Source organism: Ahrensia sp. R2A130 (assembly GCF_000179775.1).
Classification (GTDB): Bacteria; Pseudomonadota; Alphaproteobacteria; order Rhizobiales; family Rhizobiaceae; genus Pseudahrensia.
The window spans coordinates 56,485-73,472 of sequence record NZ_AEEB01000026.1 but is presented as its reverse complement, the minus strand read 5'-3'; the positions used below and the strand labels follow the sequence as shown (position 1 = coordinate 73,472).

15 protein-coding genes are annotated in these 16,988 nt (G+C 58.6%); 7 read left to right on the top strand and 8 right to left on the bottom strand.

Annotation, left to right across the window (positions count from 1 at the left end):
• Positions 1-29: 29 nt before the first annotated feature.
• Together galE and R2A130_RS16235 are read left to right on the top strand one after the other, a co-directional pair.
• Positions 30-1,175, top strand: a complete 1,146-nt coding sequence (gene galE / locus R2A130_RS16240) for a UDP-glucose 4-epimerase GalE (RefSeq protein ID WP_009465275.1) — start codon at positions 30-32, stop codon at positions 1,173-1,175.
• Between the two features lie 41 nt (positions 1,176-1,216).
• Complete coding sequence (locus R2A130_RS16235; protein WP_009465274.1) at positions 1,217-3,238, top strand: hydantoinase/oxoprolinase N-terminal domain-containing protein; 2,022 nt, start codon at positions 1,217-1,219, stop codon at positions 3,236-3,238.
• On the opposite strand, the gene R2A130_RS16230 is transcribed toward R2A130_RS16235, so the two are convergent.
• Positions 3,235-4,140: an NAD(P)-dependent oxidoreductase gene (locus R2A130_RS16230; RefSeq protein WP_009465273.1), complete on the bottom strand. Its 906-nt coding sequence runs from the start codon at positions 4,138-4,140 to the stop codon at positions 3,235-3,237. The two genes, R2A130_RS16235 and R2A130_RS16230, sit on opposite strands and share 4 nt — an antisense overlap.
• A gap of 46 nt (positions 4,141-4,186) precedes the next feature.
• On the opposite strand from R2A130_RS16230, the gene R2A130_RS16225 reads away from it, so the two are divergent.
• On the top strand, positions 4,187-4,966 hold the full coding sequence (locus tag R2A130_RS16225; RefSeq protein WP_009465272.1) for a cephalosporin hydroxylase family protein: 780 nt from the start codon (positions 4,187-4,189) through the stop codon (positions 4,964-4,966).
• Here the strand turns inward: R2A130_RS16225 and R2A130_RS16220 are convergent.
• The 6 genes from R2A130_RS16220 to R2A130_RS16195 form a co-directional block, all read right to left on the bottom strand.
• Positions 4,963-6,858 carry a TRAP transporter fused permease subunit gene (locus tag R2A130_RS16220; protein ID WP_050786199.1) on the bottom strand — a complete coding sequence of 632 codons (1,896 nt, stop codon included), beginning with the start codon at positions 6,856-6,858 and terminating at the stop codon, positions 4,963-4,965. The genes R2A130_RS16225 and R2A130_RS16220 overlap by 4 nt on opposite strands.
• Positions 6,859-6,949: 91 nt before the next feature.
• Positions 6,950-7,930, bottom strand: coding sequence for a TAXI family TRAP transporter solute-binding subunit (locus R2A130_RS16215; protein ID WP_009465270.1), 981 nt, complete (start codon positions 7,928-7,930; stop codon positions 6,950-6,952).
• 213 nt (positions 7,931-8,143) lie between these two features.
• The gene (locus R2A130_RS16210) at positions 8,144-8,887 is read right to left on the bottom strand and encodes an FCD domain-containing protein (protein ID WP_009465269.1); all 744 of its coding nucleotides are present in this window, start codon (positions 8,885-8,887) and stop codon (positions 8,144-8,146) included.
• Positions 8,884-10,383: a tripartite tricarboxylate transporter permease gene (locus R2A130_RS16205; protein WP_009465268.1), complete on the bottom strand. Its 1,500-nt coding sequence runs from the start codon at positions 10,381-10,383 to the stop codon at positions 8,884-8,886. The genes R2A130_RS16210 and R2A130_RS16205 overlap by 4 nt, the downstream gene beginning before the upstream one ends.
• 7 nt (positions 10,384-10,390) lie before the next feature.
• A complete protein-coding gene (locus R2A130_RS16200) occupies positions 10,391-10,897 on the bottom strand; it encodes a tripartite tricarboxylate transporter TctB family protein (RefSeq protein ID WP_009465267.1) in 507 nt (168 codons plus the stop codon).
• Between the two features lie 24 nt (positions 10,898-10,921).
• Positions 10,922-11,998 (bottom strand): tripartite tricarboxylate transporter substrate binding protein, encoded by a 1,077-nt coding sequence (locus tag R2A130_RS16195; protein WP_211098068.1) that lies wholly within the window; start codon positions 11,996-11,998, stop codon positions 10,922-10,924.
• 78 nt (positions 11,999-12,076) lie between these two features.
• On the opposite strand from R2A130_RS16195, the gene ltnD reads away from it, so the two are divergent.
• Positions 12,077-12,958 carry an L-threonate dehydrogenase gene (gene ltnD, locus R2A130_RS16190; protein WP_009465265.1) on the top strand — a complete coding sequence of 294 codons (882 nt, stop codon included), beginning with the start codon at positions 12,077-12,079 and terminating at the stop codon, positions 12,956-12,958.
• A gap of 11 nt (positions 12,959-12,969) precedes the next feature.
• Here ltnD and R2A130_RS16185 read toward each other — a convergent pair whose 3' ends face one another.
• Positions 12,970-13,848, bottom strand: a complete 879-nt coding sequence (locus R2A130_RS16185; RefSeq protein WP_040306407.1) for a LysR substrate-binding domain-containing protein — start codon at positions 13,846-13,848, stop codon at positions 12,970-12,972.
• A gap of 110 nt (positions 13,849-13,958) precedes the next feature.
• Here R2A130_RS16185 and R2A130_RS16180 point away from each other — a divergent pair, with 110 nt between their 5' ends.
• The 3 genes from R2A130_RS16180 (at position 13,959) to R2A130_RS16170 (ending at position 16,976) form a co-directional block, all read left to right on the top strand.
• A complete protein-coding gene (locus R2A130_RS16180) occupies positions 13,959-15,062 on the top strand; it encodes a glycine cleavage T C-terminal barrel domain-containing protein (RefSeq protein ID WP_009465263.1) in 1,104 nt (367 codons plus the stop codon).
• 28 nt (positions 15,063-15,090) lie between these two features.
• Complete coding sequence (locus R2A130_RS16175; RefSeq protein ID WP_009465262.1) at positions 15,091-15,885, top strand: crotonase/enoyl-CoA hydratase family protein; 795 nt, start codon at positions 15,091-15,093, stop codon at positions 15,883-15,885.
• Between the two features lie 74 nt (positions 15,886-15,959).
• The gene (locus tag R2A130_RS16170) at positions 15,960-16,976 is read left to right on the top strand and encodes an adenosine deaminase (protein WP_009465261.1); all 1,017 of its coding nucleotides are present in this window, start codon (positions 15,960-15,962) and stop codon (positions 16,974-16,976) included.
• Positions 16,977-16,988 lie beyond the last annotated feature (12 nt).

Sequence of the window (16,988 nt, the reverse complement as noted above, 5' to 3'; positions counted from 1 at the left end):
AAACGCATCAATGTTCGTGGAGCATCACCATGACTGTCCTTATCACCGGCGGTGCCGGATATATCGGTTCGCACATGGTTCTCGAATGTCTCGACCACGGCGAAGACGTGGTTGTGCTGGACAATCTGGTGACCGGTTTTCGCGCTGCCGTGCCGGATGCAGCAGCCTTTGTGGAGGGCGATATTGCAGACGCTGTGCTGATGGCCGATCTGATCGCCACGCACAAAGTGGACTCCATCGTGCATTTCGCGGGCTCCGTCGTGGTGCCGGAGAGCTTCGAAAACCCGCTCAAATATTACACCAACAACACGTCGAAAACCTGCTCGCTGGTGGACACTGCAGTGCGCTGCGGCATCGACAAGCTGATCTTTTCCTCCACCGCGGCACTTTACGCGCCGCCTTCTGAAAACGTTCCGGTGACAGAGGATTCTGCGCTCGATCCAGCATCGCCTTACGGCTCGTCCAAACTGATGAGCGAGACGATGATCCGCGACACGTTCGACGCGCACGATTTGCGTTACGTCATGCTGCGCTATTTCAACGTTGCCGGTGCTGACCCTGCGGGTCGCGCGGGCCTTGCCACCAAGGGCGCGACCCATGTGATGAAACTGGCCTGCGAAGCCGCCACCGGAAAGCGCGACGGGTTTGATATTCTCGGCACCGATTACGACACCCATGATGGCTCCGCCGTGCGCGATTTCATCCACGTGTCGGACCTTGCCAACGCGCATTACGTGGCGCTGAAATTCCTGCGTGAAGGTGGCCGTCGCTTCACCGGCAATGCGGGCTATATGAAAGCGTCGTCTGTGCGCGATGTGGTCGCTGCCGTGAAACGTGCTTCGGGTTCGGACTTCGAAGTGCGTGAAAAACCACGCCGTTATGGTGACGTGCCTTACATGGTGGCCGACCCATCACGTTTGATGAAACGCCTCGATTGGAAACCCCGCTTCGACGATCTCGATACCATCGCCCGCGATGCGATGGCATGGGAGCGCAAACTGGCGGCAACGCCTCCCGGTGATAATCGCGCACCGCGCCGCGATACGCCGTTCGGGAGTGCACAGACAGCCAAGCCTGCGGACGAGAAGGCCGCGCCAAAAATCAAAGAACTGGCGAAGCGCGTGGCGATGAAGCCCACATGCTTTGGCTTGACGGACCGCGCCACACTGGTTTGATGCGGCCAACGGGAGCCTAGCTCCACACTGGTTCTACAACTATGGCTCTTCTGCTAGGCATCGACACTGGAGGCACGTTCACCGATGCCGTCGTGTTGGACAACACAGCACCCCGCAACACTGCGATTGTAGCATCTGCCAAAGCACTGACGACGCGGCATGATCTGGCGATTGGTATTGGTGGTGCAGCTTCAGCCGCGTTGCAAGCCGCGGGCTGTAACGCTGGCGATATAAAACTCGTGTCGCTTTCCACCACGCTGGCCACCAATGCACTGGTCGAGGGACAAGGCGGTCGTGTCGCGCTGATTGCCATCGGCTTTGCGCCCAAGGATTTGGAGCGTGCCGGGCTGGCAGATGCATTGGGCTCCGACCCGCTGGTTATATTGCCAGGGGGACACACCACCCATGGGGCCGAGCAAGCACCACTCGATTTGGCCGCGTTAGAAACCCAGCTGGATGAACTTGCAGAAGGGGTCGCAGGTTTTGCGGTGGCCGGGTACTTTGCAGTTCGCAATCCAGCCCATGAATTGGCCGTGCGTGAACTGCTGCTGTCCCGTACCGACCGCCCCGTGACGTGCAGCCACGAGTTATCTGCCCAACTCAACGGCCCGAAACGCGCGCTCACCACCGTGCTGAACGCCCGCCTGATCCCCATGATCACCCGTCTCATCGACGCCACAACACGAACATTGGACGCGCAGGGTATCGACGCGCCGGTTATGGTGGTGCGCGGCGATGGCGCACTGGTCGGCGCAGACTTTGCGTCGCGCCGCCCCATCGAAACCATCCTCTCCGGCCCCGCCGCTAGTCTAGTTGGTGCGCTGTGGCTGACGGGCGAGGAAAACGCTTTCGTCAACGATATCGGCGGCACGACTTCTGACGTTGCTGTGCTGGAAAATGGGCGACCAAGGCTCGACCCTGCTGGCGCTCAAGTGGGTGCCTACCGCACCATGGTGGAAGCGGTGGCCATGCACACGTTCGGGCTGGGCGGTGACAGCCAGGTCTGCCTTGGCGGCACGGGCCTTGCGCCGATGATCGAGCTTGGCCCGCGTCGCGTGGTGCCGATCAGCTTGCTGGCGGTGGAGCATGGCGATGCGGTCCATCACGTTCTCGACGAACAGCTGAAATCCACATTGGTGAACCGCAACGATGGCGGCTTCGCCATGCGCTCCGGCACTGGTATCGCCGCCGGGCTTTCCTCCCGTGAACAGGCGCTGTTCGACCGGCTGGCCGATGCTCCTCTTCCGCTTGATCGTGCATTGCAGGCGACATCTGATTCCGCAGCGCTAGACCGGCTGGTGGAACGCGGATTGGTGTTGCGTTGCGGTTTGACACCAAGCGACGCGCTGCACGCGCTCGACCAACAGGACGTCTGGGACAAAGAGGCCGCCGTAAAGATGCTCACCCTGTTCGGTCGCGTAAAAGATGGCACCGGCAAACCCGTCTATGGCGACCCTGTGGAACTGGCGCGCATGATCGTTGCCCGTGTGGAGCGGCGTTCGGCAGAAGTGGTTTTGCAAACGGCTTTTGCAATTGATGGACAAGACCCGCAAGCCGTTCATGATCCGCTTATCGCATCCGCGTTGGACAGACGCGTTGGGCATGATGACGAGAACTCTCCAGCCACAATGGCGAAAGTCGATGTCACGCTCGGCAGGCCGCTGATCGGCTTGGGCGCATCGGCTCACGCTTGGCATCCTGCAGCAGCGCGATTGTTGGGCACCAATATCATCGTCCCGCCCTATGCAGGCGTCGCCAACGCTGTTGGTGCGGTGGTGGGGCAGGTTTCGCTGACGGCAAAGACCACCGTGTCACAACCGGCGGAAGGACATTTTGCAGTCACCGGCTTGGACCAACCGTTTCCATCCGAAGACACAGCCGTGGAAGCCGCGCGCTCGCGGGCAAAAGAACTGGTCGAGCAATTGGCCAGTGATGCCGGGGCGCAGGAAATTCGCGTCACGTTGGATGTCGAAGAACGCCGCGCGCAGATTGAAGGTCGAGACGTTTTGGTGGAAGCTGTCCTTACCGCCCGCGCTACGGGCAGGCCACCAATCGCAGGTTAAAGTTGGCCTTCGAGGAAACGGTCGATCCCGGCGTTCAAGTCGCAGGCGACGGGCAAGACACCATCGACCGGTTGGACCTTCGCCACCAGATGGCGCGGCTCCGTTGCGCCAGCTGAACCGGTTTCCCAATCGTCCCAGGTAACGAGGTCTTTCTTACCGAAGCGCACCGCAATGCTTCGCAAGAATTCGCCCATATGGGTGGGTTTGCCAGTTGCCAGATTATGGGTGCCTGTTAGCCCCGCAAAACAGGCTGCAACCATGGACGCGGCGATATCGTCAGCATGAGCGATGTCGCGCCACGCATCACCAGCGCGAAGGTGTAGCGGTTCGTTAGCGGTGAGTTTCCGCAGCAGAACCGAGGTTATACGGTTCTCGTTTTCCTTCTCGCTGAAAGGGAAGAAGATGCGTCCGGCGAATGTATTCTTCATCTCCTCCAGCGCTTGCGTGACGCGCAGTTTTTCACGTCCGTAAAGCGTGGCAGGCCGAGCTGGTGTCGTCATCACATTCAACCGTTCCTCGCCCCATTCGTATTCCGCGCAAGTTCCTGCAAAACCGAACCAGCCGCCATGTCGAGTGACGGCTTTTGCCAATGCGATGGAAGCGTCAGCCCATGAGCTGTTGATAGGGTCGGTCCAATAACTGCCGTGGGTGGTTTCCCATGCCAGATGAATGACGGCATCGGGCTTCATTTGTTCCACCAGCGCAGCCATTGCGTCTGTGTCCAACAGATCGGCAGCAACATCATGCCCGCTCAATGGTTGTCGAGTTATGCAAGTGAGACTTACATCGTTGCCAAGATCGGAATTGTGTTCCAGCAAATGCTGCTTTACGTAAGCGCCGAGCGCGCCGCTTGCGCCCGTCAACATAATGCGGGTCGAGGGTGGAGCCATTTTATCAGCCATCCGTCGGGCCTGCCGCACGCGCTGGAACTTGTAAAGGTAAAGTCACATGAACCCCATTACAGAATTTGAGCAGGAATGCCGCGACCGTATTGTCGAGCAGGGCAAGAATGATGATTTCAAAGCCATCGCTAACAGCTTTGCAACTGAAGCGATGCGCTCGAAATACATGTATAATTTCACGTCGTTGGGCCGCCCGATTATTCAGTTTCCGCAGGACATGGTTGCCGCACAGGAACTGATCTGGGAGATCAAACCAGACCTGGTGATCGAAACCGGTATCGCCCATGGCGGCTCGCTCATCCAGACGGCTCTGATGCTCGGGGCGCTTGATCTGGCTGACGCCATGGAAACAGGTGAGCCGTTGGTTCCCGGTGAATCCAAGCGCAAAGTTTTAGGCATCGATATCGATATTCGCGACCATAACCGCGAGGCCATCGAGGCACATCCATATGCCAGCTATATCGAAATGATGCAGGGCTCGGCCATTGCCGAAGACATGGTGGAAAACGTCCGCACCTACGCGAAGGACTTTAACCGCGTGATGGTGTTCCTCGACTCCATGCACAGCCACGACCACGTGTTGGGCGAGTTGCAAGCCTATGCCGAGCTTACCTCAGTCGGTTCTTACTGCGTGGTGTTTGACACGTTCGTGGAAGATTTGCCCAAGGGCTTCTTTGATGATCGCCCATGGGACGTGGGCGACAACCCGAAGACCGCCGTTCACGAGTGGATCAAGGACCGTTCCGATTTCGAGATCGACAAAAGCTGGGATGACCGCTTGCTGATCTCTGTTGCACCCGATGGCTTCCTGAAGCGCACTGCCTAGGCGGTTGCTGGTTCAGCCTTTGGCCGCAAGCGCTGATAGGCAAAAATTGCTATGAACAGCGCCAGCCCTATCAGGTCCGTAAAGTTGCCACCCATTAGCAACAATACAGCGCATGCTGCCAGCAAGACGCGAATAAGCGCGTTTGCTGGCGCTGCAATGTAGCCCTGCGCCGCAGCTGCGAGCGCAATGATGCCTATCGTCGCCGTGATTGATGCCTGAACAACTTGCGGCCATGTGCCTTCCAACAACAATGCTGGCGTAGCGATAAAGATGAACGGCACCAGATAGACAGCAACGCCCAACCGCATCGCGGTGAAGCCGACCGCCTGCAGGTTCTTGTCTCCCGCAATCGACCCCGCCGCATAAGCGGCCACCGCTATAGGTGGCGTAATGGCAGACACGATGGCGTAGTAGAAGACGAACAGATGCGCTGAGAGCGGCGAAATACCGAGTTTGATCAGCGCGGGTGCAGCGAAAATTGCCACGATAATATACGCAGCAGCCGTGGGCAGGCCCATGCCCAATACGATGCAGGACAACATGACGAGCGCCAGTGTGATGTAGAGTTCGCCGTTGGTCACCGACAGCAGCAAAGCCGTGAAGCGGAGGCCAAGACCGGTGAGTTCGATGGTGGAGATGATCATCGCTGCCACAAACAACGACATGGCGATGGGAATAATAATACGCCCACCGGTTTCAAACGCGTCCAGCACGCCCTTTAACGTCATGCGGGTAGCGGGGAAAATTTGCGCCAGAACGATGGTGGAAACGATGCCCCAATAAGCGGCGTTGTAAGGCGAGCGGCCTTCAATCAGCAGATAAACAATCACCACCAGCGGAATGCCCAGATGGACATATTTTACAAAGTCGCGCTTTGCTTCGGCGATGATGCCATCACCCATGGCCGGTATCGCGTATTTCGCCGCCTCAAAATGCACCATCATGTAAACGGCAAAGAGATAGAGAAACGCGGGAATAACAGCGGCCTTCACCACGTCAATGTAAGGCACGCCGGTGAAGTCCGCGATGAGGAATGCAGCAGATCCCATAATAGGCGGGACGAGCTGACCGCTGGAAGATGCAATCGCTTCGATGGCCGCTGCAAAGCGAGGCTTAAAGCCGGTGCGGATCATCAGCGGAATGGTGAACGAGCCGGTAGCATAAACATTGGCCACGGCTGAGCCCGAGATCGAGCCGAACATGCCGCTGGCAAAGACGGCAACCTTGCCGGAACCACCCTTCAGGCGACCGGCCAGCAGGGCCGACACATTCATGAAGAACTTGCCGCCTTGCGCGCAATCCAAAATTGCGCCGAACAGCACGAACATCAGCACATAGGTAGCCGACAGGCCGGTGAGCGAACCGTAGAGACCGGCAGTCGTCATGAAGGTGTGGTCAATCAAGCGCTCAAGGCCGATGGCAGGTTGGTTCAACACGCCGGGAAAATACGGGCCAAGCATCGCGTGTCCTACGAAGAAGGCAAGCATGAGCGTTAGTGTTAGCCCAAGTGCACGGCGGCAGGCTTCTGCTGCCAAAAGCATGGCGATCAGGCCAACGACCCAATCAACGGTCGTAAGGGGTTCGACATAGGGGTAGCGGGTGGAGATGCGCTCGTAGTCGATGATCATCAACACGGCGGGCGCGAAGGCCAGAATGGCGAGGCCGTAGTCGTACCATGGAATGCGGGTCTGGGTTGCGCTCTTCCAAGTGCCATACGCAAGGAAGGCGAGCGCCGTATACATGGCCACATGCAGTGAGCGGAACATCAGCACCTGCGGCTGGCCGAACTGCACGGTGTAGAGGTGGTAGAAGATGACCACGAGCGCGACGGCCCGCAAAATGTGATTGTGAACGCCCGTTAGTGCGCGCTGTCCGCTGACTTCAACTGCCATCAGGCCCACCCGTTCTCGTCATCTGAGTTCGTCGTTCGCCAAAAAATCGGGGTGGATGTGTGTACACCCACCCCTTTCGTCCGGGAGAGACCTATTTGAGAACGCCGACCTCGCGGTAGTAGCGTTCGGCACCGGGATGCAACGGAATGGTAAGACCGGTTGCCGCCTTGTTGATGTCCAGCGCCTTGAAGGCGTTGTGGCCGGTGACCAGCTCGTCCTTCTTTTCAAACAACAGTTTGGTCATCTGATAGACGACCTCTTCATCCGTATCGGCACGGGTGATGAAAAGTGGCGTCTGATAGGTCGTGGCAATATCGCCGGTCTGGCCTTCATAAGTTCCAGCAGGAATAACGCCGGGCACGTAGCCGTATTTCTCTTCCATCTCTTTGATGGCGGCAGGCTCCTGAGCCAGCAGAAGGATGTCTTCCTTGGCGGCAAATTCTGCAAACAGCGGTGCACCGGGAATATCATCGTTCAGGAAGGCGTCGATCTGCTTGTCGTTCACGCGGTCCATCGCTTCGCGGTAAGGCGAATAGGTGATCGAGCCGCCACGTTCCTTGATCTGGTCGTAGGACGAGCCATGGGCTGCCAACACGCGACCGGCAGCGAGTTCACCGCCACCACCACGCGGGCCGGTGTCGACCTTCAGCGCGATGTTCTTGTCGGCGATTTCCCGGATGGATGTGACGCCAAGCTTCTTGTCGACATAGATGTGCATGTAGGCGGACAGGCCGGTGTTCGCGATGGCACGAACGTTGTCGATCTTCGCCTTGTAGGGCGCATCGCCACGGGCAGCTGCAAACAGGTTGGTCGAGTAGGACATGCCGAACTGCGACTGGCCGCCACCGACGGAAATCGGGTTGGCAACGGAACCACCGGGAACGGTGGTGTAGGTCAATCCATCGATATTGTTGCGATAAGTCTCGAACATCGTGGTCACGATGGCGAACCAGCTACCGGAAATGGAACCGGCGGAAACGGTGTAGGCCTTGTCCTGCGCTGATGCCGGAGCAGCAGCGATTGCTGTGGTCAGGGCGAGGGCCGCGAGCGCGCCCTTTGCGAAATGCTTCATGTGATACCTCCCAAAGGCCGCGATGGGCCATAAAATCAACCGGCTGTGCCACCAGAGTTGAAAGAGATCACGCTGTTCAGCCTCATCTCATTCCTCATTTGTTTCCGGTCCGGCCAGGCCGGTGCACGTTCGATTCAACTGGTCTTACCAGTACTGGTCATACCAGTTGAATCGAACGTGCTTGTCAAGCGACAGCCGTTGGCTAGTCGATGTTCAGCGCTTGTTGGTGCGGTGGTAGAGCGGGTTGGCGCGGGTGAGGTGGTCGCGCATGGCGCGGCTCGCCTTGGCAGAAGAGCCTTGCTCAACGGCGCGCAGGATATCGCGGTGCTCTTCGATGGTAAGCGCTTCGCGGCCGGGCTGAATGACAACGTCGGCGTGAAAATCCTGCATCCACGCGAAGAGCGCTTCGCTTACAGCACCATAAATCGGGTTGTCGGCAATGTTGGCAAGTGCCCGATGAAACGCACGGTCGTGGGCCAGAAATGCCGCGGTATCGTCATGGACAGAAGCCTGCTGGTCGATGATCGCTGACAGTCTTACGATATCATCTGCATCTGCATCTTTTGCAGCACGAGCGGCAGACCCGCATTCAAATTCAAGCCGTGCGTCTTTCAGGTGGTCGAGGCTGGCAGGTGATGTGACCAACAGATGTCGGATCGTTTCAGCCAATTGGCCAACCACAGTATCCGGCGTTGGTTCGCTGACCTTTGCGCGGCCACCATGCCGGATTTCCACGAGCCCTCGCGCTTCCAACGCCTGCATCGCTTCGCGCACGGCGGGGCGCGATACGCCGCAAAGACGGATCAGTTCACGTTCAGATGGCAGCGGGCTGCCCGGTCCATACTCATCGCTTTCAAGAAGCTTCAGCAGATAGTCGCGAACGCCTTTGGCAAGGCTGGGTCGATCTTTCTTGCCGTCTGTTGCGGTGGGCTTTTTGGAAGGTGCATCTGTGGTCATGCGGAGGTCTTTGCCCTTTGCAGGTCACGAATGGAACGCACGAGCGGAATAATCAGCCCCAATGCGGTAAGCACCAACAGGAAAAGCGCGATTGGGTGGTCCGTCAGGAAAGCCATGAAGGAGCCATCGGTTATGATGAGCCCTTGCCGCAAGCTGAGTTCGAAAGCCGGGCCCAACACCATGCCGATGATGAGCGGCGCCATAGGATAACCCGCGCGGCGCAGGAACAGGCCGGCGACACCGGCAACCACCATCACCAACAAATCGAACGGATTGCCGCGCACATAATAGACACCGATGACGCAGAGCACGCCGATGGACGCCAGCATCAGCGGTTCACGAATGCGCAGCAGCGGTGCCGCCAGTTTCGACACCACCATGCCCAAGGGCAAAAGCAGGATATTGATAACGAAAAAACCGAGGAAAATCGCAGCGATGAGCGACGGGTTATCCTCCATCAAGCGCACACCGGGCGTGATGCCGTGCAGCGTGAAGGTTGCGAGCATAACGGCGGTGATGACGTCACCGGGAATGCCCAGCGCCAATGTCGGAACAAGTGCACCACCCGTCACGGCGTTGTTCGCGCTCTCTGCAGCGATAATGCCGTCCGGTTCGCCGGTACCGAACTTATCGCCTCGCGGGGAAGATCGCTTGCCTTCCGCATAAGCGATGAAGGCTGCCGTGGCGGAACCGGTACCGGGCAAGATGCCGACGACATTGCCGATGGCGGTGCCACGCAGCAGCGTAGAGATACGGCCTTTCCATTGGGAAAGCCTCGGTATCACGAGTCCGTTGAATTCCACCTGCGCGCCGCCGCCGTCAGCGCCATCTGCAATCCGCATCAGGATTTCGGAAAACGCGAAAATGCCGATAACGACCGCAAGCAGATTGAAACCTGCGATGAGTTGATAATTGTCGAAAGTGAAACGCACTTCGCCGGTGATCGGGTCGCCACCGACAGATGACAGAAAGATGCCAAGCGCACCCGCAGTCAGCCCCTTCACCACGGAGCCTTTCGACACTGTTACGATGCACACAAGACCAAGGCAGATGAGAGCGAAAGTTTCGATTGGTCCGAAGCGCAGCGCAAAAGCTGCCAATTGCGGCGCGGCCATTAGCAAGACAACTGCGGAAACCAGACCGCCGAAAACCGACGATACGGTTGCCCATCCAAGCGCCTCGCCTGCCTTGCCAGCGCGCGCCATAGGGGTGCCGTCCAGCACCGTAGCAGCGCCTGCCGGTGTGCCGGGAGTGTTGATGAGGATCGCGGAAATCGACCCGCCGTAAACCGAGCCTGCGTAAACCGCGAGCAGTAAAATAATGGCCGGTGCCTGTTCCATCGTCAGCGTAAACGGCAAAACCAAGGCGACGGCTACGGTCGAACCTATTCCCGGCAAGGCGCCCAAAATGATGCCAAGCGTCGTACCGGCAACAAGCGTCAAAATGCCTTGCAGTGTGAAGAGCAAGGCGGCGGCTGCCGGAAGGACTGCAAGCATGGCGGGTTCAGAATCGGTAGGAGAAAGGCGAGGTCGGTAGCGGCAGGCCCAGCATATGATGGAACATCACGAAGAGGGCTACCGGCACCAGAAATGAAAACAACACGATCAGCACCGGCTTTCGCAGACCGAGTATCAAAAGCACGGCCAATGAGAACCCGATGCCGGACAGGACAAAACCCAGCCGCGTGAAAGCAAAAACGAAAACCGCCATTGCAATGCTGACCGCGATGATTTGTGCCCAGCGACTGCCAGTAATCGGCGCGCGCCCGTCGGTGGTGCGGCGCATTAAATCTACAGCAAGCGCAATGCCAGCCGTGATGGCCCAGCCCCACAGGATAATGGTGGGGAAGAACATCGGCGAGAACGCTCCGCCAAGATCGGCGAAGGCAGCATCACGCGAAACGATGAGAAGGACCAATGGCGCGATGAAAAGCACCGCACCAAGAACTAATGGTTCGAGAGGGCGGCCTGTACCAGCCGCCCCCCGAGTATTTTTGGACGTGTCGCTCACGTCAGTCTCCCTCAAACGGTCCGGCTAGAGGCCAGCCGCCTTGATGAGCGCTTTGTTGGCATCCCACTGTGCGCGGAAGAACTCGTCGAACTCTTTCGGGCCACGCTGATTGATGACCGTGCCGGTCTTCTTGGCGAAGTCCTGAAACGCGTCAGATGCAACTGCCGTTTCGCAAGCGCTGGCGAGCTTTGCCGTCACATCTTCCGGCAGACCTTTTGGTGCAAACAGACCGCCCCAAAGGTACAGCTCGTTGAGCGGCGGTTTGATGCCCACTTCTGTTGCGGTGGGAACATCCGGCAAGGAGGGAAGGCGCGCGTCGGAGAACACGGCCAGTGGCTTCAACTCGTATTTCGACATCATGACTTCGGTGTCACCGAAGAACTGAATGATGCCGCCCGCCATGGATTTCATAGCAGGACCCGAACCTTTATGCGGCAGATGCTTCACCTTGTCGGAAACGCCGAGGCCTTCCATCGCCGACACCATAGTGAGATGGGTGATGGCGCCGGGACCAGACGAGCCGAAGATCAACTTGCCCGGGTCTGCCTCGATGGCTGCCTTCACATCTTCCATGGAATTATACGGTGCGTCCGGGCGCACGTAGAACATGGTGGGCGACGCTGCGACGGAGCAGATCGGGGTCCACGATTCTTTGTCGTAAGGTACGTTCTTTATCTGCGGCTGGATGGTGGACACCGTCACCGACAGGTAGCCGAGCGTATACCCGTCTGGCGTCAGACCCGCGAGGTGCGATGCGGCCACCGTGCCGGAACCGCCGGACATGTTGGAAACGACAGCGTTGCCACCAAGCGCATCTGCAAACGGCTGTTGCAAACCGCGCAACAGAAGATCGGTACCGCCGCCAGCATTGAAAGGCGCGATCAGCGTGACGGGTTTTTCCGGAAATTCAGCGTGTGCGGGCGCGAAGGCAGTGGCTGCAAAAGTGAGCGCGGTGGTGGCGGCGAGCCAGAACTTTTTCATGGTGTCCTCCCAGACATATTCGGACTGCGACGATGCAGCCGTTAACTCAAGATAATCACGAGCCGACGGTGAGAGCAAGAACATGTCAGACCAGTTGGGGATAGCGTGGCAACGTGTCATGGTTTCGCTTGCTGCCGCAGATGAGTTGGCGATGCTAGTGACAGTGTTATGTCGATGGGCAGTTGAGAGGGAACGATTATGAAGGTTGCTGTTGTTGGATTGGGATCAATGGGCATGGGTATCGCCCGCTCCACGCTTGCCGGTGGACATGAGGTCTGGGGCTATGATCTCAACGCGGCAAACGCTGCCGATTTCAAGAGCCATGGCGGCGGCGATGGCCAGCTGACGGACGTCGCTGAGACGCTCGATTGTCTCGTTGTGGTGGTGTTGAATGCCGACCAGCTGAATGCGGTTCTGTCCGATGAACTGCTGGCTTCCATGAACGGCGCGGTGGTGATTGCCTGCGCTACCGTACCGCCACAAGCCGCTCGTGATACGGCACAAAGATGTGTCGACCACGGTTGCCTCTATCTCGATGCGCCGATGTCCGGCGGCGCGGCCAAAGCGATGACGGGCGAACTGTCCTTCATCGCATCCGGCTCCCGCGACGCTTTTGCCAAGGCAGGTCCGGTTTTGAAAGCGGCGGGCACGACCACATTTGATCTTGGCGACGAACCCGGCGCGGGTTCTGCCATGAAAGCGGTGAACCAGATGCTGGCGGGGGTGCACATCGCAGCCATGGGTGAGGCGCTGGCTTTCGGTCTGTCTCAAGGCATCGAGATCGAACGCATCGTCGACATCATCCCACAATGCGCGGGAACTTCATGGATGTTCGAGAACCGTGCGCCCCATGTGCGCGATGCCGATTATACGCCGCGTTCCGCCGTTGATATCTGGCCGAAAGATCTGGGCATCGTAATGGATGCCGCCAAAGCCAGCCGCGTGCCGACCCCGCTTACCGCTGCTGCAATGCAGCGCTTTCTCGCGGCCAGCGGGCAAGGTTGGGGTGGTGATGATGATGCTGCAGTCACGCGGGTGACGGCGCGGGAAGCTGGGCTGAAATTACCCGGCGAAGAGTAAGCCGAAGATGGTTAGGCCGCTGCTTGCTCCAGCAACCAGTCTTTGAAAATCTCAGCATTCGGGTGGGCAATAGCAGGCGAAGTCTCCACCAGATGGAATGCTTCTTCGATGGGCAGTTTCAGATCGAAAGGCGCTACCAGCCGTCCGGCATCCACCATGGGTTGCGATAGCGATGATCGCGAAATCGACACGCCATCACCGGACGCCGCCATCTCCAGCGCCATGAGAGACGTGTCCACATGCACACCACCACCGGGGTCGATATCGTCCAATCCGGCAGCGCGAAGCCATGTGGCCCAACCCCGTTCGTAGCCGAGCACGTGAATAAGGTCTTGATCGGCCAGATCGGAAGGCTCGCGCAACCGTTCCACCATATGCGGCGCACATAGCGGCTGAATGGTTTCCCATGTCAGTTGATGCGCCACCGCACCGGGCCAATCCCCAATACCGTAGCGAATATCGAGATCGAATTCACCGCGTAGATCAGCTTCGTTCCAAATGCTCGATGTGATGCGAATATCTATGTCCGGGTGCAGTGCGCGAAACTGCGGCAGACGTGGCGCGAGCCACGCGACGGAAAACCCGATGGACGAGCGCACCGCCAGCGCTTTGCCGCGACGACGACCGAACACCTCCCGCGTGCCGTCGCGCAGCTTGTCGAAGGCATCGCGCACCTTTGGCAGATAGGCGTCTGCCGTTTTGGTCGGCTCAAGGGATCGCGGATGCCGGATGAACAGCCGGTCGCCGAGATGCTCCTCCAACTGCTTCACCTGTTTCGACACCGCGACCTGCGACAGCCCAAGCTCTGCAGCCGCCTGCGTGAAGCTGAGATGGCGTGCAGTTGCTTCGAATGCGCGCAGCCAGTTGAGGGGTGGAAGACGGTCCGCCATGACCAAATGGTCCATAACTAAAATTGGTGCATTGGGTGGAGATTAGTTATTGGACCAAACGGAACGCAAGAGCGAAATGAGCGCACTTACAACGCATCACGACCAAGCCGATGTTTTCGATATTCCCCACCGCTCGTTTGCGGCCCTCGCCTTTCTACGACGCCACTGTCGCGGAGGGTATGAACTCCGCGATGGTCTATAACGGCATGATCCTGCCGGCCTCTTATGGCGACCGCGAAGCGGAATACTGGCGGCTCATCAACGGCGTGTCCCAGTGGGATGTCGCGGTGGAACGGCAGGTCCAGTTGAAGGGACCGGATGCAGCAGAACTGGCGCAAATCCTGTCGCCCCGCGACCTGACCAAATGTAAGGTCGGGCAGGGCAAATACGTCGCCATGTGCAACCACGACGGCGCCATTGTGAACGACCCCATTCTGTTGAAACTGGACGAAGACCTGTTCTGGTTTTCCATCGCAGACAGCGACGTGTGGCTGTGGGCCTCCGCCATCGCTGCCGAGCGCAAGCTGGACGTGGAAATCACCGAACCCGACGTTTCCCCCATGGCGCTACAGGGGCCGATGGCGGAAGACGTGGTGGCCCATGTCTGCGGCGATTGGGTGCGCGACCTGAAATATTTCTGGTTCCGCGAAAGCCACATCGACGGAATTCCTGTCGCCGTCCAGCGCTCCGGCTGGTCGAAGCAGGGCGGCTTTGAAATCTATCTGCGTGACGGCACGAAAGGCACGCAGCTTTGGAACATCTTCAAGGAAGCCGGTCAGCCATGGGGCATCGGCCCCGGCGCGCCCACGAGTGCAGAACGCACGGAAAGTGGCCTCGTGTCCGTGGGTGGCGACACCAGCGACAACACCAACCCCTACGAAGTGCGGCTGGGTCGATATGTCGACCTGCATGTGCCGGACCATGTTGTGGGAATTCAGGCGCTGCGTAAGATTGCCGAAGAAGGCCCGAAGCGCCACCAGCTAGGCGTCATTCTGGAAGGCGATGTGCCCGCACCGCTCGGCCTGAACTGGGAACCGATCATCTTGAACGGCGAACATCTGGGCGACATGACGAACTGCGTCTGGTCGCCCCGCATGAATGCCAATATCGGCTACGCGCTTATTTCTGTGAAGGCGCAGATAGGCGACGACGTAACCATCCAGCGACCTGCCGGTGAGGTGAGCGCGAAACTCGTCGACCTGCCTTTCATCTGATCCATATTTCCACCGCGAGACCGACACCATGCAACTGCCAGACCTCGACCTGAAAAACATCACCTTGGCCGCTGATGGCGAAATCGCCGTGGTGTCGTTGAACCGCGCCGCCAAGCGCAACGCGCTGAATGCGGAAACCATCGAGGAGCTGATTTCCATTTTCTCCACGATCCCGAAATCCGGTGCGCGGGCCGTAGTGTTGCGCGCGGAGGGCGACCACTTTTCAGCCGGTCTCGATCTCGTGGAACACCACCAGCAACAGCGCAGCGCTGCCGACTTTATGCATGTGTGCCTGCGTTGGCACGAGGCCTTCAACAAGATGGAATATGGCGGCGTGCCGATCATCGCTGCGCTGAAAGGCGCTGCTGTTGGTGGTGGATTGGAACTGGCCTCCGCCGCGCATATTCGCGTCGCTGATGAAACCAGCTATTTCGCTCTGCCTGAAGGCCAGCGCGGACTGTTCACCGGCGGTGGCGCAACATTGCGCGTGGCAGAAATGGTGGGACGCGCCCGCATGACGGATATGATGCTGACCGGACGTATCTACAAAGCGCGCGAAGCGATGGACGTCGGCCTGTGCCAATATGTCGAAGCCGACAGCGAGGCCAAGGCAATGGAGCTGGCCCACGCCTGCGCGTCGGTACCACCGCTTTCCAACTTCGCAATCTGCTCCGCAATTTCCCACTCCCGCAACATGTCGTCGATGGATGCCGCCTACATGGAAGCCTTCGTGGCGGGCGTGGTGAACACGCAGGAAGCTGCCGGTGATCGCTTGGCAGCATTTGCTGACAAGAGTGGTGCAAGGATCAAACCCAAGGATTGATCTGAAACGCACACCTTCCATCAGGTCACTGCGGGTTCTACGGTCGGGCAACACATGCCCGCCCGGAACAACTTATGACCGATCTTGCTACCCGCCTGATAGACGCTCTGCCCAAGACCGAATTGCATCTCCACATCGAAGGCACGTTGGAGCCTGAAATGATGCTGGCGCTGGCGGCCCGCAACAACGTCACCATGCCCTATGCTAGTGTGAAAGATGTTCGCGCGGCCTACGAGTTCGACAATCTGCAAGACTTTCTCGACCTCTATTATCTCGGCATGTCGGTGCTGATCGAAGAGCGCGATTTCCACGATCTGTGCTTCGCTTATCTGCTGCGGGTGAAAGCGGACAACGTCGCTCATGTGGAAATTTTCTTCGACCCGCAGGCCCATACCGAGCGCGGCGTGACGTTCGAAACTGTGCTCGGCGGATTGGTGTCGGCGCTCGAACAAGGCGAGCGCGAGTTAGGTATCACATCGAAACTCATCATGTGCTTCCTGCGCCATCTGCCGGAAGACGAAGCCTTCGACGCACTGGCCTGCGCCTGTCGGCACAAAGACCATATCTTCGGTGTCGGCCTCGACTCGTCCGAACAGGGCCATCCGCCGGAGAAATTCTCTCGTGTTTTCGCAGAAGCCCGCAACGAAGGCTTCACACCTGTCGCCCATGTGGGCGAAGAGGGTACGTCGCAAAACGTCGAAACCGCGCTGGACGATCTGAAGATCGAGCGTGTCGACCATGGTAACCACGCCTTCGATGATCGGGCACTTGTTGCACGTCTGGCAAAGCAGCAAACGCCGCTGACCATGTGTCCGATTTCCAACTGGCGTCTGAAGGGCATCCCGTCACTGGGCAAAAGCCCCGTTAAAAAAGCGCTCGATGCCGATGTGTTGGTGACGGTCAATTCCGACGACCCCAGCTATTTTGGCGGCTACATCAACGACAATTTTCACGCCGTGCGTGAAGCGCTGAACCTCGATGAAGCCGACATCGTGCAACTGGCGAAGAACTCGTTTGCCGCATCATTTCTCAGCGACCGTGAGAAACAGACCCATCTCGACAAGCTGGACGAGACAATCCGCAAGGTGTGAGGAAAGTGTGAG